This window comes from Streptomyces sp. NPDC002476 (assembly GCF_042889785.1).
In the GTDB taxonomy this organism is placed as follows: domain Bacteria; phylum Actinomycetota; class Actinomycetes; order Streptomycetales; family Streptomycetaceae; genus Streptomyces.
The window spans coordinates 267,978-288,632 of sequence record NZ_JBIARH010000004.1; the positions used below are offsets into that span (position 1 = coordinate 267,978).

At 70.8% G+C, this 20,655-nt stretch carries 18 protein-coding genes; 7 read left to right on the forward strand and 11 right to left on the reverse strand.

Translation table 11 applies throughout. From position 1 onward, the window contains the following. Positions 1 to 38: 38 nt before the first annotated feature. Positions 39 to 620, forward strand: a complete 582-nt coding sequence (locus ACFYXM_RS06995) for a Uma2 family endonuclease (RefSeq protein WP_389287580.1) — start codon at positions 39 to 41, stop codon at positions 618 to 620. 107 nt (positions 621 to 727) lie between these two features. On the opposite strand, the gene metG is transcribed toward ACFYXM_RS06995, so the two are convergent. Next, positions 728 to 2,359, reverse strand: coding sequence for a methionine--tRNA ligase (gene metG, locus ACFYXM_RS07000; protein WP_389287582.1), 1,632 nt, complete (start codon positions 2,357 to 2,359; stop codon positions 728 to 730). 192 nt (positions 2,360 to 2,551) lie between these two features. Between metG and ACFYXM_RS07005 the strand changes: the two genes are divergently transcribed. Continuing rightward, on the forward strand, positions 2,552 to 3,205 hold the full coding sequence (locus tag ACFYXM_RS07005; RefSeq protein WP_389287722.1) for a response regulator transcription factor: 654 nt from the start codon (positions 2,552 to 2,554) through the stop codon (positions 3,203 to 3,205). Between the two features lie 233 nt (positions 3,206 to 3,438). Beyond that, positions 3,439 to 4,650 (forward strand): sensor histidine kinase, encoded by a 1,212-nt coding sequence (locus ACFYXM_RS07010; protein WP_389287724.1) that lies wholly within the window; start codon positions 3,439 to 3,441, stop codon positions 4,648 to 4,650. Here ACFYXM_RS07010 and ACFYXM_RS07015 read toward each other — a convergent pair. Further along, positions 4,584 to 6,506, reverse strand: coding sequence for a VWA domain-containing protein (locus ACFYXM_RS07015; protein WP_389287584.1), 1,923 nt, complete (start codon positions 6,504 to 6,506; stop codon positions 4,584 to 4,586). The genes ACFYXM_RS07010 and ACFYXM_RS07015 overlap by 67 nt on opposite strands. Before the next feature lie 555 nt (positions 6,507 to 7,061). Here ACFYXM_RS07015 and ACFYXM_RS07020 point away from each other — a divergent pair. Continuing rightward, positions 7,062 to 7,463 carry an RNA-binding S4 domain-containing protein gene (locus ACFYXM_RS07020; protein WP_389287586.1) on the forward strand — a complete coding sequence of 134 codons (402 nt, stop codon included), beginning with the start codon at positions 7,062 to 7,064 and terminating at the stop codon, positions 7,461 to 7,463. A 186-nt stretch (positions 7,464 to 7,649) separates the two neighbouring features. Here ACFYXM_RS07020 and ACFYXM_RS07025 read toward each other — a convergent pair whose 3' ends face one another. From ACFYXM_RS07025 to ACFYXM_RS07040, 4 genes are read right to left on the reverse strand one after another with little or no spacing between them, the layout of a single operon-like run. After that, complete coding sequence (locus ACFYXM_RS07025; protein ID WP_389287588.1) at positions 7,650 to 9,653, reverse strand: FUSC family protein; 2,004 nt, start codon at positions 9,651 to 9,653, stop codon at positions 7,650 to 7,652. Between the two features lie 50 nt (positions 9,654 to 9,703). Further along, a complete protein-coding gene (locus tag ACFYXM_RS07030; RefSeq protein WP_389287589.1) occupies positions 9,704 to 10,012 on the reverse strand; it encodes a DUF2630 family protein in 309 nt (102 codons plus the stop codon). A gap of 47 nt (positions 10,013 to 10,059) precedes the next feature. Beyond that, positions 10,060 to 11,094 (reverse strand): NADP-dependent oxidoreductase, encoded by a 1,035-nt coding sequence (locus ACFYXM_RS07035; protein WP_389287591.1) that lies wholly within the window; start codon positions 11,092 to 11,094, stop codon positions 10,060 to 10,062. Positions 11,095 to 11,106: 12 nt separating this feature from the next. Then, a complete protein-coding gene (locus ACFYXM_RS07040) occupies positions 11,107 to 12,162 on the reverse strand; it encodes a hypothetical protein (RefSeq protein WP_389287593.1) in 1,056 nt (351 codons plus the stop codon). A gap of 167 nt (positions 12,163 to 12,329) precedes the next feature. On the opposite strand from ACFYXM_RS07040, the gene ACFYXM_RS07045 reads away from it, so the two are divergent. Beyond that, entirely contained in the window at positions 12,330 to 12,740 is a 411-nt protein-coding gene (locus tag ACFYXM_RS07045) for a hypothetical protein (protein ID WP_389287594.1), read from the forward strand. A gap of 191 nt (positions 12,741 to 12,931) precedes the next feature. On the opposite strand, the gene ACFYXM_RS07050 is transcribed toward ACFYXM_RS07045, so the two are convergent. From ACFYXM_RS07050 to ACFYXM_RS07060, 3 genes are all read right to left on the reverse strand, one after another. Continuing rightward, complete coding sequence (locus ACFYXM_RS07050) at positions 12,932 to 13,354, reverse strand: universal stress protein (RefSeq protein WP_351517632.1); 423 nt, start codon at positions 13,352 to 13,354, stop codon at positions 12,932 to 12,934. A 303-nt stretch (positions 13,355 to 13,657) separates the two neighbouring features. After that, on the reverse strand, positions 13,658 to 14,347 hold the full coding sequence (locus ACFYXM_RS07055; protein ID WP_389287597.1) for an FMN reductase: 690 nt from the start codon (positions 14,345 to 14,347) through the stop codon (positions 13,658 to 13,660). Positions 14,348 to 14,352: 5 nt separating this feature from the next. Then, complete coding sequence (locus tag ACFYXM_RS07060; RefSeq protein ID WP_389287598.1) at positions 14,353 to 15,516, reverse strand: LLM class flavin-dependent oxidoreductase; 1,164 nt, start codon at positions 15,514 to 15,516, stop codon at positions 14,353 to 14,355. 437 nt (positions 15,517 to 15,953) lie between these two features. Between ACFYXM_RS07060 and trpS the strand changes: the two genes are divergently transcribed. Both trpS and ACFYXM_RS07070 read left to right on the forward strand, forming a co-directional pair. After that, positions 15,954 to 17,075 carry a tryptophan--tRNA ligase gene (trpS, locus tag ACFYXM_RS07065; RefSeq protein ID WP_389287599.1) on the forward strand — a complete coding sequence of 374 codons (1,122 nt, stop codon included), beginning with the start codon at positions 15,954 to 15,956 and terminating at the stop codon, positions 17,073 to 17,075. Positions 17,076 to 17,159: 84 nt separating this feature from the next. After that, positions 17,160 to 17,942: a very short patch repair endonuclease gene (locus tag ACFYXM_RS07070; protein WP_389287601.1), complete on the forward strand. Its 783-nt coding sequence runs from the start codon at positions 17,160 to 17,162 to the stop codon at positions 17,940 to 17,942. Positions 17,943 to 18,425: 483 nt separating this feature from the next. Here ACFYXM_RS07070 and ACFYXM_RS07075 read toward each other — a convergent pair whose 3' ends face one another. Together ACFYXM_RS07075 and ACFYXM_RS07080 are read right to left on the reverse strand one after the other, a co-directional pair. Then, entirely contained in the window at positions 18,426 to 19,247 is an 822-nt protein-coding gene (locus ACFYXM_RS07075) for a class I SAM-dependent methyltransferase (RefSeq protein ID WP_389287603.1), read from the reverse strand. After that, positions 19,244 to 20,551 carry a helix-turn-helix domain-containing protein gene (locus ACFYXM_RS07080; RefSeq protein WP_389287605.1) on the reverse strand — a complete coding sequence of 436 codons (1,308 nt, stop codon included), beginning with the start codon at positions 20,549 to 20,551 and terminating at the stop codon, positions 19,244 to 19,246. The genes ACFYXM_RS07075 and ACFYXM_RS07080 overlap by 4 nt, the downstream gene beginning before the upstream one ends. Positions 20,552 to 20,655: the final 104 nt, after the last annotated feature.

Genomic DNA, 20,655 nt, shown 5'->3' on the forward strand with positions numbered 1-20,655 from the left:
TACGCTGGACGCAGTCCGGTTTCCAGCAGGAGGCAGTGATGACCGTGGTTGAGGAGAGCGTGCTGACCCAGGAGGTCTTCGAGGACCTCGCCCGTCACGCCATACGCGCCGAAGAAGCGCTGCGTCTGGAGTTCGTGAACGGGAAACTGGGGGTCAAGGCTGTGCCGGACGGGGATCACGGGCGGATCATCGCCTGGCTGACGCGGATCTGTATGCAGTCGGACCCGGGCAACTGGCTCTTCGCTGAGCAGGGGCTGCGGATCGGGACGTATCGCAAGGGCAATGCACGTCCGGACGGTTCACTCGCCTCGCTCGACACTTTTGTCGGTCAGGGGGAGTGGGCCAGTCCCGACGGCGTGCTCATGGTCGTCGAGGTGACCTCATACGACGAGGACACCGACCGCCGGGACCGGGTCGAGAAGCCGCGTGCCTACGCCGAGACCGGGATTCCCGTCTACCTGCTGATCGACCGCGACACTTGTGAGGTCAAGGTGCACTCGGAGCCCGACGGCGTGCGGTACGAGCGCGTGGTGACGGTGCCGTACGGGAAGACCGTCGAGTTGCCCGATCCGGTCGGCATCGAGCTGGACACCGAACCGCTGAAGGACTGGGTTCGCTGAATCGAGCGCACGAGAGTGCACCGGTGGTGTGCGTACACGGTTGAGGGCCGGGACCGCCGTGAAGCGGGTCCCGGCCCTCGGCTGTACGGAGTGGGGCGGAAGCGCGGTTACGCCGGCTTCTCCTCCAGGCGGGGGAACAGCACCGCGCCCTTCGTGACCGTGGTGCCCGCCGGGAGCCGGCCCCAGTCGCCCGCTTCCTGGACGCGCTGGTCGGACAGCGCACCCAGGGATGCCTCGGCGCCCAGTGAGTCCCACAGCTTCTGCGAGGTCTCCGGCATCACGGCGTTCAGCAGCACCGCGACGCCGCGCAGCGACTCGGCGGCCGTGTACAGGATCGTCGCGAGGCGGGCCCGGGCCTCGGGAGAGCCCGCCGCGTCAGCAGCATCGGAGAACGCAGCCTTGGCGACCTTCCAGGGCTCCTGCTCCGTGATGTAGCCGTTGACCTGCTTCACGAAGTCGAAGATCGCCAGGATGCCGGCCTGGAAGTCCAGCTCCTCGCCGATCTTCTGGTCGGCCGTGGCGACGGCCTTCGCCAGCCCCTCCTGGACGGCCTTCTCGGCGTCACCCGCGGCGGTGGCCTCCGGGAGCACCCCGTCGAAGTACTTGCCGACCATCGCGGCGACGCGCGAGGCGAGGTTGCCGTAGTCGTTGGCCAGCTCGGAGGTGTACCGGGCGGAGAAGTCCTCCCACGAGAACGAGCCGTCGCTGCCGAACGCGATGGCACGCAGGAAGTACCAGCGGTACGCGTCCACGCCGAAGTGAGAGGTCAGGTCCTGCGGCTTGATGCCGGTCAGGTTCGACTTCGACATCTTCTCGCCGCCGACCATCAGCCAGCCGTTGGCCGCGACCCTGCCCGGCAGCGGCAGGCCCTGCGCCATCAGCATCGCGGGCCAGATCACCGCGTGGAAACGGAGGATGTCCTTGCCCACCAGGTGCACGTCGGCCGGGAACGTCCCGTCGAACTTCTCCTGGTTGGCGCCGTAGCCGACCGCCGTGGCGTAGTTCAGCAGCGCGTCGACCCACACGTAGATGACGTGCTTCTCGTCCCACGGCACCGGGACGCCCCAGTCGAAGGTGGAGCGCGAGATGGACAGGTCCTGGAGACCCTGCCGGACGAAGTTCACGACCTCGTTGCGGGCGGACTCGGGCTGCACGAAGCCGGGGTTGTTCGCGTAGAACTCCAGCAGCTTCGGGCCGTACGCGCTCAGCTTGAAGAAGTAGTTCTCCTCCTTGAGGATCTCCACCGGCTTCTTGTGGATCGGGCACAGCTTGACGCCGTCCTCGTCCTCGATCAGGTCGCCGGGGAGCTTGTACTCCTCGCAGCCCACGCAGTACGGGCCCTCGTAGCCGCCCTTGTAGATCTCACCCTTGTCGTACAGGTCCTGCACGAACTCCTGCACCCGGTCGGTGTGCCGCTTCTCCGTCGTACGGATGAAGTCGTCGTTCGCGATGTTCAGGTGCTCCCAGAGGGGCTTCCACGCCTCCTCCACGAGCTTGTCGCACCACTCCTGCGGGGTGACATTGTTCGCCTCGGCAGTGCGCATGATCTTCTGACCGTGCTCGTCCGTGCCGGTGAGGTACCACACCTTCTCGCCGCGCTGGCGATGCCAGCGCGTGAGCACGTCGCCTGCGACGGTCGTGTAGGCGTGGCCCAGGTGAGGAGCGTCGTTGACGTAGTAGATGGGGGTCGAGACGTAGTACGCCGTCGCCCCCTGCTTCTCGGATCCAGTGGCCGCCATGGGCAAAATCCTAACGGCCTGCCGAAGACCGACTCACACCGATTACGGCCGGTGGCGGTCGGGGCCGGGAGCGTTCCGGGCCGTGCCGGGCCGTGCGGAGACCTCTGCGAAACATGCCTTCCCTTAACAAAGACGCATCCTGGGAGGGAGTGGACATGCATGCACGGGGCACACGAAGCAGAGGACAGCACGATGCGGGTACTGGTCGCCGAGGACGAGGAGATGCTGGCGGAGCTGGTCGCCACCGGGCTGCGACGGGCCGGATTCGCCGTCGACACCGTGTACAGCGGTGACGCCGCCCTCGCCTACCTGGGGCTCCACGACTACGACGTCGTCGTCCTCGACCGCGATCTGCCACGGGTGCACGGCGACGACGTGGCGCGCAAACTGGTCGCCACCGGCTCCCGGACCAGGATCCTGATGCTCACCGCCGCCAGTTCCACGGAGGACCGGGTCGCCGGGCTCGATCTCGGTGCCGACGACTACCTGGGCAAGCCCTTCGAGTTCCCGGAGCTGGTGTCGCGGGTACGCGCGCTGCGGCGGCGCAGCGCCCGCCCCGTACCGCCGCAGCTGGAGCGGCACGGCATCCGGCTCGACACCGTGCGGCGCACCGCCTCCCGGGAGGGCCGGGAACTCGACCTCTCGCCGAAGGAGTTCTCGGTGCTCCAGCTGCTGCTGGAGGCCGACGGTGCGACCGTCAGCGCGGAGGAGTTGCTGGAGCGGGCCTGGGACGCCAACGCCGACCCCTTCACCGGTGCCGTCCGGGTCTGCATGAGCAAGCTGCGGGGAAAGCTCGGGGAACCCGCGCTGATCCGTACGGTGCAGGGTGTGGGATACGCCCTGTGAACAGCGATTCCTCTCCGCCGTCGGATGCTTCGGGCTCGTCGCCCTCGTCGCCCTCGTCGCCCTCGTCACGCCCGTCCGGCTCGTCGGACGGGACGCGCAGGGTGCGTGGGGTGCGTGGGGTGCGTGTGGACCGTGATGCCGCGCGCGTGCCGCGCCAGGGCGGGCGCGTGCCGCGAGCGCCTCGTGTTCCCGGTGCCGCCTTTCGTGCACCGCGCGTCCTCCGCGTCCCGCGCCTGCGCTGTCCGCCGTTCATCCGGCATTCCACGATCCGGACCCGGATCGCGCTCGTGTACGGCGGGGCCTTCCTGGTGCTGGGTGCGGCACTGCTCGCCACCGTCAACCTCGCCTCGCGCGCGGGCACGGACTCCCAGGCGCGGGACATCGCACGCACGGCCGCGGTCGTCCAGCCCGGTTACGCCGTCAACGGTCCCCTCGTCACCCGGCGCACGCTCGGGCCGCCGACCGTCTACGACCTCACCGACCACGTCAGCGACGCGGCCGGTCATCAGCTGCTCATCTGGTCCGTCGCCTCGCTGCTCGTCATGACGGCGTGCGCGGTCGGGGTGGGCTGGTGGACCGCGGGGCGGGTCCTGCGTCCCGTCCACACCATGACCGCCAAGGCGCGCCGGCTCTCCGAGCACACCCTCCACGAGCGCATCGCGGCCCGTGGCCCCGACGACGAGCTGAAGGAACTCGGAGACACCCTCGACGCCCTGCTGGCCCGGCTGGAGAAGGCGTTCGACAGCCAGCGGCGGTTCATCGCCAACGCCTCGCACGAACTGCGGACCCCGCTCGCCACCCAGCGGGCCGCGATCCAGATCGGCCTGGACGACCCGTCCCAGGAGGATCTCCTACGGACCCGGCAGATGCTGCTGGACAACAACCGGCGCAGCGAACGGCTCATCGAGGGGTTGCTGGTCCTGGCCCGCAGCGAACGCGGGCTCGCGGCGGGCGAGCGGGAGGAGGTGGACTTCACGCGGGTCGTGTCGGAGGAGGCGGCCCGGCACCCGGGCGTGCGGGTCGACACCGGGCCCTGCGTGGTACGGGGGAACCGGATGCTGCTGGCCCAGCTGGTGGCGAACCTGCTGGCCAACGCCGTCACGTACAACGTGCCCGACGGGACCGTGGAGGTGTCGGCGGTGACGGCCGGCGAGAGCGTGCTGCTGGAGGTGCGCAATACCGGGCCGGTGGTGGACGCGAGGGACATCCCCGGGCTGTTCGAGCCGTTCCGGCGCGGTGAGGGCAGGGACCGGATGGGGCGCGGGTCGGGGCTGGGCCTGTCGATCGTGCGCTCCATCGCGGTCGCGCACGACGGTACGGTCACGGCGGTGCCGGGCCCCGGGGGCGGGCTCGCCGTGACCGTACGCCTGCCGGCGGATCAGGCCTCGGTGGCCGCCGCTCGGGCCGCGATCCAGGCGGGGAGGGCGGCGAGGATTTCGCGGTAGAAGGTGGCGTCCGGGACCTCGCGGGGGGCGGGGCCCGCGTGGAAGAACCCGGCGTTCGGGGCGTCCAGCTTCCGCAGGAAGTCGAAGCCCTTCGCGTCCTCTTCGCCGAACGCGACGAACTGGAAGAACAGCGGCAGCCGCGCCGCGTCGGCGAGCGCCTGCTTCGCGGCCTGCTTGGCGTCCGGCGGGCCGTCCGTCTGGAAGACCACCAGGGCGGGACCGGTCGCCTCCGACTTCTCGTAGTGCGTGACGATCTCCTCGACGGCGCGGTGGTAGTTCGTACGGCCGAGGCGGCCCAGACCCGCGTTCATCTCGTCGATGCGGCCCTCGTGACCGGCGAGGTCGACCGTGCCGGTGCCGTCGATGTCGGTCGAGAAGAACACGACCTGAACGGTGGCGGTCTCGTCCAGGTGCGCGGCGAGGGCCGCGGTGCGGTCGCCGAGGTGCTGGGCGCTGCCGTCCTTGTAGAACGGGCGCATGGAGCCGGAGCGGTCGAGGACGAGGTAGACGGTGGCGCGCAGGCCGGTCAGCCCGTGCGCCTTGAGCCCGGCCTGGGCGGCCTTGTACGCGCCGACGAGGCCGGGCGCGCGGGTCTTGACGCGGGCGAGCGAGAGGGCCGGCTTGGGGGCCGGTGCCGCGGCGATGGGGGGCGAGGCGGCGGGGGCCGGTGCCGCAGCGATGGGGGCCGTGGCGGCGGGGGCCGGGTCCTGTGCGGGTTCGGTCGCGGCTTCGGGCTCGGTCGCGGCTTCGGGTTCGGTCGCCGGTTCGGGGTGGGTCGCCGGTTCGGCGGCGTGGGCGGGTTCTGGGGCCTCGGTTGCGTCGGCCTGGGTGGTGGACGCGGCCTGAGCGGGTTCCGGTTCCGGTTCCGGTTCCGGGGTGGTGACCGCGAGGGCCGGCTCCGAGGCGGGTTCCGGGGCGGGCTCGGAGGTCGTGGGGGCTGTGTCGGTGGCGGCGGTGGTAACCGGACGTTCTTCGGAGGTGGCAGCCGGCGTGGGTTCGGGGGCTGTCTCGGGGGCCGCTTCCGGAGTGGGGGTCGGGTCCTGCGCGGGCTCGGTCGCAGCTTCGGGCTCGGTCGCCGGTTCGGGGGTCTCGGTGGTGGGCTCGGCCTCGGTGGAGGCCACGGGCTCGGGCTCGACGCCGGACTCGGGCTTGGGCTCGGGCTCGACGCCGGACTCGGGCTTGGGCTCGGAGGGAATCTCGGCCTCGACAGCCTTCGGTCCGGAAAGCTCCGGCTCCGTGGCCTTCATCTCCAAGGTCTCCGGCTCCGTGGCCTTCGGCTCGGAAAGCTCCGTCCCCGTGGCCTTCGGCTCGGAAAGCTCCGTCCCCGTGGCCTTCGTCTCCGAGGTCTGCGGCTCCTCCGCCTCCGAATCGGCCTTCGGCGCGTCCGACTTCGGTTCCACGATCTCCGGTTCGTCCGGCTTGGACGCCGCCTTCGTCTCCGACTCCGCCTTCGGCTCGACCGATTCCGGATCCGATACCGATTCCGTGCCCGACGCGGACTCCGCCTTCGGGTCGGGCTCCGGTTCCGGCTCCGCCGTCGGCTTCGGGGCCGCCCCCTGCGACGGGACCGTGGGGAAGGACGCCTTGTCGAAGGCGGCAGCCACCAGATCCGCGGCCAGGCCGCTGCTGCTCTCGACGGACCGGGGAGAGGCGGGGGCCGGGATCGAAGCCTTGGGGGCCGAGTCCGTTTCGAGCTCCGGGGCCTTCTCCGTGGTCAGCTCGTCCGCCGGTGCCGCGACCGGCTCCGACTCCGCGGGCGTGGTGCGTTCGGTCTGGGGCGGGACCGTGGCCGTCGGTGCGTCCTGCTCCGCGCGGTCACGGCCGAACACCTTGCGCAGCAAGCTCCGAATGCCCATGGGCGAGGCCTTTCGCGTGAGTTGGGGGAGATAAATGTCCGACCTGCGGGAATTGATCCCTGGCCAGGGCGGATACGTAAGGTTAGCGGCCGGATCGGGCCCTTCGGCGGCACGGCCCGCCCGTGCGAAAAGCCATCCCGCGAATGATCCGCAACCGGTCTCTCGCCGAATCCTCGCAGCATCCTCGGGCCGTGCCGCATGTATGCCGCGCGGGTCTGATGTGTGTCGTTCAAGCGTGCTCATGCGTATCGGAATTGTCCCGGGGCGTGAGCGACGGATCGTCTGACGCAGTATCAGGTGAGTACTTGTCCGTTATTCGGTGGCATTATCCGAGAAGGGCCGCCCGCCGACCGCACGGGAAAACCGTCACGTGGAACACGCATCGCGGCTCGGCTCGTGCCGGCCATGGCGAATCCGGCCGAAGGCTGAGGGCGAAGACAGCAGGCGAAGACAGAGGACCGAGGGCGAAGACAGAGGGCCGAGGGCCAAGGGCCGAGCCGTGGTCGGCGGCTTCGTGGCCTGACCCGACGCCCGCGCCGCACTACAGTCGGACACATGGTTTCCGGTGAGGCGCCGCAGGCGGAGGGCAGTGCCCGGGTCGACGTCTGGATCTGGTCGGTCCGGTTGACGAAGACCCGTTCGCAGGCCGCTGCCGCCTGCCGTGCGGGGCATGTGAAGGTCGCCGGCGAGCGTGCCAAGCCCGCTCAGACGGTGCGCGTCGGCGACGAGGTACGGCTTCGGCACGCGGGCCGGGACCGGATCGTGGTCGTGTCGAAGATCGTGAAGAAACGGGTCGGCCCACCTGCGGCGGCCGAGTGCTTCATCGACAACAGTCCGCCCCCGCCGCCGCGCGAGGCGGCGATCCAGGTTCCGGTACGCGACCGGGGCGCGGGGCGGCCGACGAAGCGGGACCGGCGGGAGATGGAGCGGCTGCGGGGCGGCGGTTCCACGAGGTGAGCGGCGGCCCCGGCTCCTGACCGCGCTGTCCTGACCGTGCTGTCCCGACCGCGCTGTCCCGACCGCGCTGTCCTGACCGCGCTGTCCTGACCGTGCCGTCCCGACCGTGCTGTCCTGACCGTGCGGCCACGGTCCTGACCGTTCGTACGACCGCGGCTGTGTCCGCGGCAGGGGCCACGACCGCGGCTACGGCTGGGGGGACGCGATGGCCCGTGCCGCCGCCACCTCCCGGCGCAGGGGGGCCAGCACCCCCTTCTCGTCGCCCGGCAGTTCGGCACGCACCTCCACCAGGATCTCGCTCGACCGTATCCCGTCGGCGAGTTCCGTCAACTGCCGCCGGATCTCCGCCACTTCCTCCGCCGGTGGTTCCGGTGCTCCGTGATTGACCCGGACCCGGGCCGCCGTCGTCGCGTCCACGATGCGCTCGACGGCGACGACCAGCGGCCACCAGGCGGCGGCCCGGGCGCCGACCGGGGGCGGTTCGGTCAGCGCGCGCTGGAACTCGGACCGTACGACCGACAGATCGCGGTAGATGCGGCGCCGGGCCCGCAGGCGCTCCGCCCGGTCGCCCGCACCGCCGCTCCCGGGGCCCTGGGCGCTCCCGCCTCCCCCGCCGTACGCGCCCGGCTCGAACGCGCAGGCCACGTAGTCGGCGACGTCCGTCACCACGTCCGCGAGCCGGTGCCCGACGCGGGCGTGCCAGCTCTCCGGCCACAGGAGGTAGCCCGCCACGAGCACGATGGCGCAGCCGATCAGGCTGTCCAGGAAGCGCGGCCAGACCAGGTCGAAGCCCTCGTGGTTCAGCAGGTCGGACAGGAGCAGGATGACCGGGGTGATGGCCGCGGTCTGGAAGGCGTAACCCTTCGCCGTGAACGCCGGGATCAGCGCCGCGAGCAGCACCATCACCGGCACGTCCCACCAGCCGATCGGCACCGCGGCGAGCACCGGCGCAGCGACCACGAGCCCGGCCGCCGTGCCCACCGAGCGCAGCACGGCCCGCGAGAACACCGAACCGAAGTCCGGCTTGAGGACGAACGTGACGGTCAGCGCGACCCAGTAGGAGCGCGGCACCGGGATCAGCGAGGTCAGCGCCTGGGCCAGTCCGACGCACAGGGCGAGCCGCAGCCCGTACCGCCACGAGGCCCCGGTGAACAACACGCTGCGGGCGGTCCGCCGCACGCGTACCCCGAGCGCCGCGGGGCGTCCGAGCCGGTCGTCGACGTTGTACGGGTCGGGATCGGCCTTGTGCACGATGGTCGCGGCGTGCCGCAGCGCGCTGTCCACGGCCCGGGTCGCGGGCGAGTCCGGGGCGGGCAGGCCGAGTTCGGGGCGGCCCGTACGGCTCTCCTCGACGGTGGCGGCCAGTTCGCGTACCGCCTCGGGGATCGCTTCCGGCAGCCGGATCCCGCGCACATGGACCGCGGGCGCCGCCTCGACGAGCGGGATCACGACGTTGAGCTGGGCGAGCAGCCGCACCATGGCGTTGCTGCGGCCGTGATAGCGGGCCCGGCGCGCCAGGATCAGGTCGTACGAGGTGTTGAGGGACTGCGTGACGGCCTGGCGCCGTTCGTCGTACGCGTCGCCGCCCGCGGCGGCCAGCAGGTCGGCGACCGCGAGATAGGTGCCCGCGACCGCGACCCGCTCCGGCAGTTTCCGCCGCAGCGGCCAGGCCAGCAGGGTCAGGGCGAGGACGAACAGACCGCCGACCGTGAGCAGCAGCGGGGCCACCCACCAGGGCTCCGGCATCGGCAGACCGGCGCCGACCACCGCGTTGAGCAGGAGCAGCAGCCCGGACACGGAGGCGACCGCGCCGATCGTCGACATCATCCCGGAGACCAGGCCGACCACCGTCAGCGCGGCGACCGCCCCCCATCCCGTCCCGTACACCAGCGTGCCGAGCATGATGCCGAGCGCGCCGAAGAGCTGCGGTACGGCGATGTTGATTATGCGCATGCGGTACGCGTCGGCGGTGTCGCCGATGACGCCGGACAGCGCGCCCATGGAGACGAGCGCGCCGTACGCCGGCCGGCCGAGCGCGAAGCCGACGGCGAGCGGTGCGGCCAGGGCGATGGAGGCGCGGACGACCGCGGCCCAGGGCACCGGGGCGGACGACTGGGGGCGGAGCCCGCTCAGCAGCCAGGTGGGTGGCGTCGTGCGCCTGCGGCCGTTCCCGGTCTCCGTCTGGGTCAACGATTCCCTCTGTCTTGTGTTCGGCTCCAGTGTGCTCGGCTCCAGTGAGTTCAGCTCTGGTAGCCCTCGACCTCGTCGGCCGACCGGATCCTCGCGGTGGAGGGGTCCTCGCCCGCTTCCCGGAGTGCGCGGCGCTGCCTGAGCAGATCCCAGCACTGACCGAGCCGGATCTCGACCGCGTGCAGCCGCGACCTCTCGTCCGGGGCGAGGCCCGTCTCCCGCGAGGAGCGGTCGCGAAGGGTCCGTTCCTCGGCGACGAGGGCGCCGATGTCATCAATGATGTCGCGCTCCTCATTGTTCCTGTTGTACTGGTCGCCCTTGTTGCCCTTTTTGGTCTCGTTGTTGGTCTCGTTGTTCATGGTGCCTCCTGCGGCGGCGTTCACGGTGCCTCCTGCGGCGGCCGGGCTCAGAGCGCGATGACGGTCTTGCCGCGTGCGCCGCCCGCCCGCTTCCGGTCGAGGGCCTGCGGGGCCTTCTCCAGTGGGAGTTCGGCGTCGATGGGAACGCGCAGTACGCCTTCGGCGGCGCCCGCCGCCAGGATGTCGAGCAGGACCGGAGTGGGTTCGAGCCGGAAGTCGATGCCTGTCACGCCGACGGGGAGCGCAGCCTTCGCGGCGGCGTCGCGGGTGCTGAGGGCGATGCCCCCGGCGCGTACCGGCGCGGCATGCGCGGCGAAGGCGTCCGGCGTGGCGCAGACCAGGTCGACGAGCGCGTCGACGCCGTCCGGGCAGACCTCCCGTGCCGCCTCTCCGAGGGGACGGGCCAGGGTGTCGACGGTGGTGGTGGCGCCCAGGGCGGCCATGCGCCTGCGTTCGTCGCCGCGTACGGCCGCGATCACACGGATGTCCCGGGCCGCCGCGAGCTGGGTGAGGTAGCTGCCGACACCGCCCGCCGCCCCGACGACCAGCAGGCTCTCGTGGCCGCGGAGTGCCACGGTCTCCAGGATCTGGGCGGCGGCCATCCCGGCGGACGGCAGCGCCGCCGCGACCTTGAGGGGGAGGCCGGGCGGGACGAGCGTGACGGCGGACTCCTGCGGCACGGTCAGGTAGTCGCAGCAGGTGCCGCTGACGGCGGGGCCGGCGGTACGGCCGAAGACCTGGTCGCCGACCCGGAAGCGGTTCGGGCCGCTGCCGATCTTCTCCACCCGCCCGGCGAAGTCCACGCCGACGACCCGGGGGAGGGCAGGGGTGGTGGTAGGTGCGTCAGGGGCGGCGGTGCCGGGGGAGGCGGGTGCGTCGAGGGAGGAACCGGGGGTGATGGGAGAGTCAGGTGCCTTGGTTGAGCCGGGTGTTTCGGTGGAGCCGGGCACGGTCTGCCAGTCGCAGGGGTTGAGCGCGGCGTACTCGACCCTGACCCGGATCTCCCCGGCCCCCGGTTCCGGCTTGGGCAGCTCGACCAGTTCGGGCGTGGCCCGGAACGCGCTGACGGCTATTGCTCGCATGTGGATGACCTCTCAGTCGTCCCCGATACGGCAGTCACGGGAACCACTGTGTCCCGGCCCGTCCTCCGACGCACGTCGAGCCCGCCACGCCCCGGCCGGGACGCCGCCCCGCCGGGCGAGCATCGCGCACAGGGCCACCGCGAGCCCCGCACCGAGCACCGTCCATGCCGTCGTGCGCAGCGAGCCCGTCAGCGCGTCGTACACCGCCGCCGCACCGCCCGTCTGACCGGTCGGCACCCCGGCCAGCACCCGGTTGCGGGCGATCGCGACCACCACGCGCAGCACCAGCGCCCCCAGTGCGAACCCGAGCCCGACCAGCGCCGTGGCCGCGAGCGCTGCCTCCGTGCCCGCCGCGCCCCGTGCACTCGTCCTCCCCGCCGCGCCGGCCGTGCCCGTCACGCTCGTCCGGTCCCTCGTGTTCCCGGTGCCCGCCGCGCCGTGTTCGCCTCCCGGCCGCCCGGCGCGCGTCCGGGCCGCGATCCCGGCCACGACCACGGTCAGGACGGCGAACACCACTGTGCCGACGGCGGGCAGTACGCTTCCGGCGCGCAGCAGGCGGAAGGTCTGGCGCAGCTGGTCGGCGCGCTCGGCGGAGATGAGCGTGATCTCCGTGTGCTGGACCGGGATCCGGTCGGCGAACGGGATCCCGTTCGCCTTCAGGTCTTCCTTGACCCGCTCGGTGACGGGCGCCAGATCGATGGTGACGGCCTCGCCCGCGTTGCCGTTCAGCGCGGCGGTGACGGCCTCGTGGGCGGTGCGGTTGGCGGCGTTCCACGCGTCCTGGAAGGCGTCGGTGGTCGTGAAGGACAGCACCGCCCGGTGCAGGAAGTTCCGTACGACGTCCTGGAGCGGCCCGGCGTCGATCTGCTGCATCGTCGCGTCGGTGATCTGGTCGGCGACGGTGGTGCGCACCTCCGGGTCGGAGGCGAGCGGGGCCACCGCGGCGACGTACCGGTCCGTGTCGTCGATCTCCAGGTCCACCCAGGCGGACAGCGCGCTCAGCGGGACGAGCACGGCGAGCAGCACCGGCACCACCATCGACAGCGTCTTCGAGAGATACGTCCGCACCCCTCCAGGAAATCCCGTACGGCGGCCCCGTGTCCCAGGCTCTGGGCCATCCGAGTTGCCGGGCGGGGCGGCCGGGTGTGCTCTGGAGGGAAAAGAGGATGGTGCGCCCCGGGGGGAAAGAGGGGCGTCGTGTCCTGGAGGGACGGCGACGGAAGGAGCTCTCCGCCATGGCCACTCACGCAGCGAGTCCGACACGCGGCCGGCCCCGGGGCCGGGCACACGCGCGTCGGCGCAGCACGCTCGCCTGGGCGATACCCGTCGTACTGGGTGCGGCGTACGGCCTGTACGCGTCGTTCATTCTCCGCAACAACGGCGCGAGCGGCGGCCGCCAGTTCTGGTACGGCCTGATCACGGCCGTGGTCCTCGGGGCACTCTGCTTCGTGCTGGGACGATTCCAGCGCGACATGATTCCCCTGATGCGGGCGGTGGCCTACGGGGCGCTGACCTGGGCGGCGATCGGGCTGCTGGTGGGGCTGACCGGGTCGAGCGTGTTGCGGTCATCGGCGCTGGGGCTGTCGGTCGGCCTCGGGATGTTCGTCACGGCGTTCTACCTCTTCTACACGCACGAGAGAGCGTGACCTCCGCCGCCGGGGCCCCGGTGCCACCATGGGTGCCACCGGGTACGACCGGCATGACCGGCATGACGACGGGCCCGCACGGAAAAGTGTGCGGGCCCGTCGACGTCATGACTCGTCACGATTCATCATGACGTCGTCGCAGTGACGTCGTGGTGATTCGTGGGCGGCGTACGAGGTACGTCGCGGTGGCGTCAGTCGCGTACGACCGTCACCGGGCACGGCGCGTGCTGCGTGACGTGGAGGCTGACCGAGCCGAGCAGCGTCGCCTTGAAACCGCTGTACCCGCGTGCGCCCACGACCAGCAGGTTCGCGCCCTTGGCCCGCTCCAGCAGGGACTGGGCCGGGTTGCCGATCACGATGACCTTGGTCACCTTGGCCGCGCCCTCGGCACCCAGGGCCTCCTCCAGCGCCTCGGTGAGCGACACGGTCGCCAGGGCCTGCGGGTCGAAGTCCTCCGGCATGCCGGGCATCATGGACGCCCAGCTGGTCGCCGGGTACTCCCAGCTGTTGACGGCTTCCACCGTGTCGCCGGTCAGCTCCGCCTGGCGTACGGCCCAGTGCAGCGCCTTGATCGACGACTCGGAGCCGTCGACGCCCACCACGATCCTGCCCATCTCTGCCTCCAGCTCGGTTCGGCTCAGTGCGCAGAGGCGGCACGCGAGGAAACCTCGTATCACCCGGTACGGGCTGCTTTCGCATGACGCATCTTTCGCGCCAATGTAATCAAACAGGACAGATGTGGTGGTGGCGCGGGCCTGTCAGTCCCGGCTGTCCGGCCGTTCGGCCCGCACCGTCCGGACCGATGGGGCCGATGGTCCCGGGCTGATGGTCCCGGGCCGGTCGTCCCGGGCCGCCTGCCGCGGGCCGGCTGCCCAGGGGCCCTGGGATCGGGCGACGGAACGGGCCGGTGGAACGGATCAGTCCAGCCGCAGGTCGGCGAGCTGCTGCTCGAACGGTATGACCTCGTCGTCGAGCCCGAGCGTCCTCGGTGCCCCGGAGGCCGCCCGGCCGCCCGTGAGCACGGCGGCGAGTTCGCCGCCCGCCCGCCGGATGCGGGACGGCAGGCCCTCGGTGTACTCGTCGCCGGACGAGCCCCAGTCCTCCGACGCCGCGTACACGGAGGTCGGCAGGACACTGGCCCGCAGGTAGGCGAAGAGCGGGCGCATCGCGTGCTCCAGGACCAGTGAGTGGCGGGCGGTGCCGCCCGTCGCCGCGACGACGACGGGCTTGCCGGTGAGCGCGGTGTTGTCGATCAGGTCGAAGAACGACTTGAACAGTCCGCTGTACGACGCGGTGAAGACGGGCGAGACGGCGATCAGGCCGTCGGCCTCCGTCACCTCCTTGATCGCCTTGTCCAGGGCGGCCGGCGGGAAGCCGGTCACCAGGTGGTTGGCGATGTCGACGGCCAGGTCGCGCAGCTCGATCAGCCGGACCTCGACCGTGCGGTCCTGCTCGGCCAGCAGCCGTTCGCGGGCCGCGCCGGCCAGCCGTTCGGCCAGCAGTCGGGTCGACGAGGGGCTGCTCAGTCCCGCCGACACGGCGACGATCCGAAGCGGCTCGGTGGAGGGCAGGGTGGGCGTGCCGGACGTGCCGGGCGTGGTGGACACGGTGATCAGACCTCCTTCGCGGCGGTGGCGGCCGTGGCAGCGGTGACGGTGGTGGCGGTCGTGGTGCCGTCGGCACCGGGGGCGTCGGCCGCGACGCCACGGGCGGCGGCGACGGCCGGGTGGAGGGGCGCGGCGTCCGGGACCCCGGCCGGCCGCAGGGCGGCGAACTCCTTGCGCAGCACCGGGACGACCTCCTCACCGAGAATGTCGAGCTGCTCCAGGACCGTCTTCAGCGGCAGTCCCGCGTGGTCCATCAGGAACAGCTGGCGCTGGTAGTCGCCGACGGCCTCCCGGAAGGTCAGGGTGCGCTCGATGACCTGCTGCGGGGAACCGACGGTCAGCGGGGTTTCCCGGGTGAAGTCCTCCAGCGAGGGCCCGTGCCCGTAGACCGGCGCGTTGTCGAAGTACGGGCGGAACTCCCGTACCGCGTCCTGCGAGTTCTTCCGCATGAACACCTGGCCGCCGAGGCCGACGACGGCCTGCTCGGCGGTGCCGTGCCCGTAGTGCGCGTACCGGCGGCGGTAGAGGTTCACCATCTTCTTGGTGTGCTCCATGGGCCAGAAGATGTTGTTGTGGAAGAAGCCGTCACCGTAGTACGCGGCCTGCTCGGCGATCTCCGGGGAACGGATCGAGCCGTGCCAGACGAACGGCGGGACGCCGTCCAGCGGGCGCGGGGTCGCGGTGAACGACTGCAGCGGCGTACGGAACTTGCCCTCCCAGTCGACGACGTCCTCGCGCCACAGCTTGTGCAGCAAGGCGTAGTTCTCGATGGCGAGCGGGATGCCCTGGCGGATGTCCTTGCCGAACCAGGGATAGACCGGGCCCGTGTTGCCGCGGCCCATCATCAGGTCGACGCGGCCGTCCGCGAGGTGCTGGAGCGTCGCGTAGTCCTCGGCGATCTTCACCGGGTCGTTGGTGGTGATCAGCGTGGTGGACGTGGACAGGATGATGCGCTCGGTGCGGGCGGCGATGTAGCCGAGCGTGGTCGTCGGCGAGGACGGGACGAACGGCGGGTTGTGGTGCTCGCCGGTCGCGAACACGTCCAGCCCGACCTCCTCCGCCTTCTGCGCGATCGCGAGCGTCGCCTTGATCCGCTCGTTCTCGGTCGGTGTCCTGCCGGTGGTCGGGTCCGTGGTGACGTCCCCGACGGTGAAGATCCCGAACTCCATGGCCCGCCTCCGGTTTGTTGAACATTGAACTACGTGGGCACACCCTACAACGGGACGGGCTCCTGGGCTATTCCGAGGGGGTGCGTCGCTGTTCCGGCTGTTCCGCAGGCCGCTGTTCCGCGTGCCGCTGCTCCACGGGTCTCCGTTGTTCCGCAGGTCTGCGTTCCGCAGGGGCCTGCCGGGGCGCGGGCCGGGGCATGTGGGCCTTTCCCGTACCGCCGGGCGTACCGGCGCGTTACCATCGGCCCATGACCTACGCACCGTGCCGGAACTGGTGGCGCTCCTTCTAGGAGCGGCCACTCCACGCGCACGGAATCAGGGCCGTTCGAATCGGACGGCCCTTCTCTCTGCCTCGTACGGGTGCGGATGCCGGTGGATTCCGGCGGGCCGTCCTCCACCCAGCCAGTACCGCAGCATCAGCGAGGAGAGACAGCCCCATGAACGCAGCCACCGCGCCCGCCACCGCCGACGCGCCCGCCGCCGCGCCCGTCGTCGAAGCCGTGCCCGCCGACGCCTCCGCCACCGACACCGCCGCCCTGCGACGCACCGCCGAGCTGGAGGAGCTGATCCGGCGGGCCCCGGAACGGTTCCGGGTGATGACCGGGGACCGGCCCACCGGATCGCTGCACCTCGGGCACTATTTCGGCACCCTCCACAACCGGGTCCGGCTCCAGGACCTCGGGGTGGACGTCTTCGTGATCATCGCCGACTACCAGGTGCTCACCGACCGGGACGTCGCCGACCGGCTCACCGAGCACATGGAGGCCATGGTCCTGGACTACCTGGCCATCGGCGTCGACCCCGAGCGTTCGACGATCTTCAACCACAGTGCCGTGCCCGCGCTCAACCAGCTGATGCTGCCCTTCCTCAGCCTGATCTCCGTGGCCGAGCTGAACCGCAACCCCACCGTCAAGGACGAGATCGCGCACTCCCGGCAGTCGACGGTGAGCGGGCTGATGTTCACGTATCCGGTGCACCAGGCCGCCGACATCCTGTTCTGCAAGGGCAATCTGGTGCCGGTCGGGCGGGACCAGCTGCCGCACCTCGAAGTGACCCGGACCGTCGCCCGCCGCTTCAACGAGCGGTACGGGCAGGTCTTCCCGGAGCCGGACGCGCTGCTCTCCGCCGCGCCGCTGCTCCTCGGCACCGACGGCACCAAGATGAGCAAGAGCCGGGGCAACTCCATCGCGCTCGGCGCCACCGCCGACGAGACGGCGCGGCTGATCAAGGGCGCCAAGACGGACGCCGACCGCCACATCACGTACGAGCCGGAGAACCGGCCCGGGGTGTCCTCGCTCGTCCTGCTGGCCGCGCTCTGCCTGGACCGCGACCCGCGCGAGTTGGCGGAGGAGATCGGAGGCGGAGGGGCCGCCGCGCTCAAGCGGGCCGTGACCGAGGGGGTCAACGACCGGATGGCGCCGATCCGGGCGCGGCGGGCCGAGTACGCGCGGGACATGGGCTACGTGCGGTCCGTGCTGCGGGCCGGAAACGTGCGCGCCAACGAGATCGCCGGGGCCACGCTGGACGAGGTGCGGGGGGTGATGGGCGCCGTGCTCTAGTGCCGCTCCCGGCAAGGTCTTCGCCGACGCGGTCGCCGCCGCCCTGGACTCGGTCGGCGCTCTGGAGAAGCCCGGCGGGAAGCGGTGACGCGAGCGGCGGTCGGAGCACAGCAGGGCTGGAACGATCAGCTGCCGCCCACGAAGGCGTACAAGGCGCGTCCCGGTCTGTCTCGTGACAAGCGGAGCGCCGAGCAGGACCAGGCGGCCGGAGGCCGACACCGCCGCGCCGTGCCACTCAGCGACGGTTCCTACGCGCGCGGGTCGATCCAGCTCCGGCTGTACCGGAGCACCCGTCGCATCCGTGCCTACCTACGCTGGTCGGACAACGGGGAGACGAGGGAAAGGTACGTCTGCGAGGTCTACGAAGCGACCCGTAAGGCGAACCTCGCTCTCGCGTGGACGAAGGCACGGGAAGCAAGCAAGGTGGTCGATGAGCCGCTCCCCCCGAATTCGAGGGCGTCGTCGGTCTCCGTTCGCGCGGTCATGACCGCGAACAAGGGCAAGGACACCAAACCGGAGCTGATGCTGCGCGCTGCCCTGCACCGCAGGGGGCTGCGCTACCGGGTAGGCATCCGCCCACTCCCCGAGCTGCGACGCACGGCGGACGTCGTCTTCCCCAGAGCCAAGGTGGCGGTCTTCGTCGACGGCTGTTTCTGGCACGGCTGTCCGGACCACTACCGGCTGGCGAAGAAGAGCGGCGAGAAGTGGAGCCAGAAGATCAAGGACAACCGGGACCGCGACGCGTCCACCACGCTCGCTCTCAGGGACCAGGGGTGGGCGGTGCTCCGGTTCTGGGAGCACGAGGATCTGGAACTAGCCGCCGAGGAAGTCAGGGCGGTAGTCGAAGAGCGAAGGTCCGGAACCTGACGACCCTCTGGTGCTTTCCTCCGGCAGGCTGGCAGTCTGCCTCGGCACGTGATCGTGAACGATCCAAGTGGTTCCCCTGGGCCAGGCGAGACCGCACCCGAGATCGAAGGCGCTGAGCAGAAACCGCGCCCCTCCCGGTGGAACCACTGCCGGACTACGCCCCGTTACCCCCCAGCCGTCCAATCTGGTCCGCGCCTGGTCCGCACGCACCGCCCAAACCCGGGATACCGGCGATGCGAGGTGGGACACCTCACCAAAACGAGAAGGGTGCCCCATGCCGGGGCACCCCATCTGACCTGCCCCAACGCGCACTTGGCGGAGGCTGTGGGATTCGAACCCACGGTGACGTTGCCGCCACTACGGTTTCAAGGGAATGCTGTGGGAAGCGCCTTCACCGTGGCTGACCTGCTCGTTCCCCATCCCCGGGGCTCCTCACCGCCGTTGGCGGTCCGCACCTGGTCCGCTGGGCCCGAAACGCAGGTTCTACCGCTGTGGCCCTTGGCAGACGAGTATGCCGCCCAGGCAGGTGACACGGAAAGCGCCCTCTGCCTGAATGGTCTCGTTGACCCGCTCCCGGGCGCGCTCGATCGTCTCCCGGAACGGAACGCCCATCTTGTCCGCCCACGCCTCGTACGAGGCCAAGTGCGCGACGACCGGTTCGGCGTCGGTCACCTCGATCACCCCGGGGAGGGGGATCGTGCGGATCTCGCCGAAGACCGTACCGAGGATCGCCGGCGCGTCCTCCAGGGTGAAGCGGGCAGACAGCTGCACTCGGGCCGGACCCTCCTGGACGCCCAGCACATCGCCTGCGGCCTGGCGCCAAAGGTGCTCCAGTTCGCGCTTGTCGGTCTGACTGTTCGTGGAGACGATCGCGATGCCGCCGGGTGCCAGTACGCGCCCCAGCTCCCGTATGGCCTGGACCTGGTCCTCGACGTGGTACAGCATGTGCAGCGCAAGAACCGCGCCGAGGGCTCCATCCGCGATGGGCAACTGTTGGACGTCCGCGACGACGGCTCCGGGGATGGCGCCGAGGATGCCGTGAGAGACGTCCATGGGCAGCACGTTCAGGTCGGGACGGTCCTCCCGCACCCGGGCGACGAACTTCCCGTTACCGCAACCCACGTCCGCGACCGCACCGCGTACGCCGACCAGTTCGTTCACGACGATGCCCGGAAGGTCGTGTCTCGGGGTCTGCCATTGGTAGAGGGACTGACGGGCAGCCAGGTGCTGACCCGTGCCGTACGCCTTGGTGGAAAGAAGGCTGCGGTCGGTGACCAAATGATCATGCATGGGCTGGACGGTCATCGGGGCTCCGTGGGGTTGCTGTCGAGAGCGGGCCGGACGGTCACCTCGTGAATGTGCGCGCGGAGATCGACTGCCGACTGTGCGCCACGGTACGGCTCGCTTCCGAGGAGCACGGCCAGGTTGCGGAGCCTGATGGTGATGCTCGCCGTGTATCCCTCGGCGGTGAACACCTCCGAGAGCTTCGCACCGGCTCCCTCGACCTCACCGCTGGCAAGGTAGGCCGTGGCCAGGTCCAGATGGGCGGCCTGTAGATCGCCGGCGGAGCGGTCGCCTTCCGGCCCGGTCTGGTACAGCTCCACGGCGCGATTGGACGCGCTTATGGCGTGCCGGATCTGCTCGTCGCCCCCGACGGCCAACAGCGTGGTCCCTGCGTAGGCCCACTGCTTGGCCTCGGGAAACGAGAAGACCCCGGGCAACTCATCGGGTCCCGCAGCACCCCGTGCCTCATGGGCCAGTGCAAGTATCCGCAGCGCGCTGTGGTTGTCCCCTTCAGCTGCGCGGGCCCGTGCCTCCAAGCTCAGCAGCCGGGCCTTGATCGTTCCCATGCCGGGGCCTCGGCCCTCGCTCTGCCCGGCCTGCGCAAGGTCTCCTGCCCGCCGGTAGTCCCCCGCCCAGTAAGCGGCCAGTGACTGGAACGACCGTGCCCATGCGCGCAACGGTGAGTGCTTCGAGATCTCCGCGCACTGCACCACGGTGCGGGCATGCGTAGCTGCGGCGGAGCGATCCCCCAGGTCGAGCGACACATGCGCCGCGAGACCGGACAGCCACCCCGCGACCACGTACAGGTGACGGGTCTGACCGGGGTGTTGTCGGCCCTCCAGTAACCGGAACACCTCGGCCCGAGCCGTGCGGATCTCCGGGACCAGGAGAGACAGAGGTCGGCTGACGAAGTCCCGGGCGAGTCGTTCAACGTCAGCGTCGAACTGTTCCAGTACGAGGGCGTTGACGTTGGTCTCCGCCGCATGCCGAGCCAGCCGGGCGGACAGCTCCGTATCGGCGGCCAGGGATCGGACATCATCAGGCGGAGCCTCTGCGGCTGGCGTTCCTTCTGGTGCGGCGGCCCCCTTCGGGTAGAGGCCCAGTTCCGCCTCGCTGGTGACCTGGAACACCGCGCATAGGGCGGCTCTGTAGTCGCCGGAAGGCCACGTGATGGCTCCTCGCTCAAGGCGGGAAACCCAGTTCGCATCGAGCTCCGGATCGCGCCCGGTGGCTGCCTGGACCTGAGCGCACACGCGCTCCGCGACCTGGGTCTGAGTCCATCGCTGGGCGTTTCTGCGTCTGCGAAGAGCTTCGTTCGCCATCATCCCGCCGTCCGCTGGTCGAGTCGGGCGCCGAAAGCGTAGCCGGAATCTGCCTTCTGAGTGCCTACAACGTGCCTAGCGGAATGCCCTGTTGGGTGTCTGGCCAG

Excerpts from the sequence above, each read along its gene's own strand:
- ACFYXM_RS07075 (WP_389287603.1), bottom strand. The coding sequence starts at position 19,247 with ATGACCGTCCAGCCCATGCATGATCATTTGGTCACCGACCGCAGCCTT.
- ACFYXM_RS07005 (WP_389287722.1), top strand. The coding sequence starts at position 2,552 with ATGCGGGTACTGGTCGCCGAGGACGAGGAGATGCTGGCGGAGCTGGTC.
- trpS (WP_389287599.1), top strand. The coding sequence starts at position 15,954 with ATGAACGCAGCCACCGCGCCCGCCACCGCCGACGCGCCCGCCGCCGCG.
- ACFYXM_RS07060 (WP_389287598.1), bottom strand. The coding sequence starts at position 15,516 with ATGGAGTTCGGGATCTTCACCGTCGGGGACGTCACCACGGACCCGACC.
- ACFYXM_RS07020 (WP_389287586.1), top strand. The coding sequence starts at position 7,062 with ATGGTTTCCGGTGAGGCGCCGCAGGCGGAGGGCAGTGCCCGGGTCGAC.
- ACFYXM_RS06995 (WP_389287580.1), top strand. The coding sequence starts at position 39 with ATGACCGTGGTTGAGGAGAGCGTGCTGACCCAGGAGGTCTTCGAGGAC.
- ACFYXM_RS07045 (WP_389287594.1), top strand. The coding sequence starts at position 12,330 with ATGGCCACTCACGCAGCGAGTCCGACACGCGGCCGGCCCCGGGGCCGG.
- ACFYXM_RS07080 (WP_389287605.1), bottom strand. The coding sequence starts at position 20,551 with ATGATGGCGAACGAAGCTCTTCGCAGACGCAGAAACGCCCAGCGATGG.
- ACFYXM_RS07030 (WP_389287589.1), bottom strand. The coding sequence starts at position 10,012 with ATGAACAACGAGACCAACAACGAGACCAAAAAGGGCAACAAGGGCGAC.
- ACFYXM_RS07050 (WP_351517632.1), bottom strand. The coding sequence starts at position 13,354 with ATGGGCAGGATCGTGGTGGGCGTCGACGGCTCCGAGTCGTCGATCAAG.
- ACFYXM_RS07015 (WP_389287584.1), bottom strand. The coding sequence starts at position 6,506 with ATGGGCATTCGGAGCTTGCTGCGCAAGGTGTTCGGCCGTGACCGCGCG.
- ACFYXM_RS07035 (WP_389287591.1), bottom strand. The coding sequence starts at position 11,094 with ATGCGAGCAATAGCCGTCAGCGCGTTCCGGGCCACGCCCGAACTGGTC.
- metG (WP_389287582.1), bottom strand. The coding sequence starts at position 2,359 with ATGGCGGCCACTGGATCCGAGAAGCAGGGGGCGACGGCGTACTACGTC.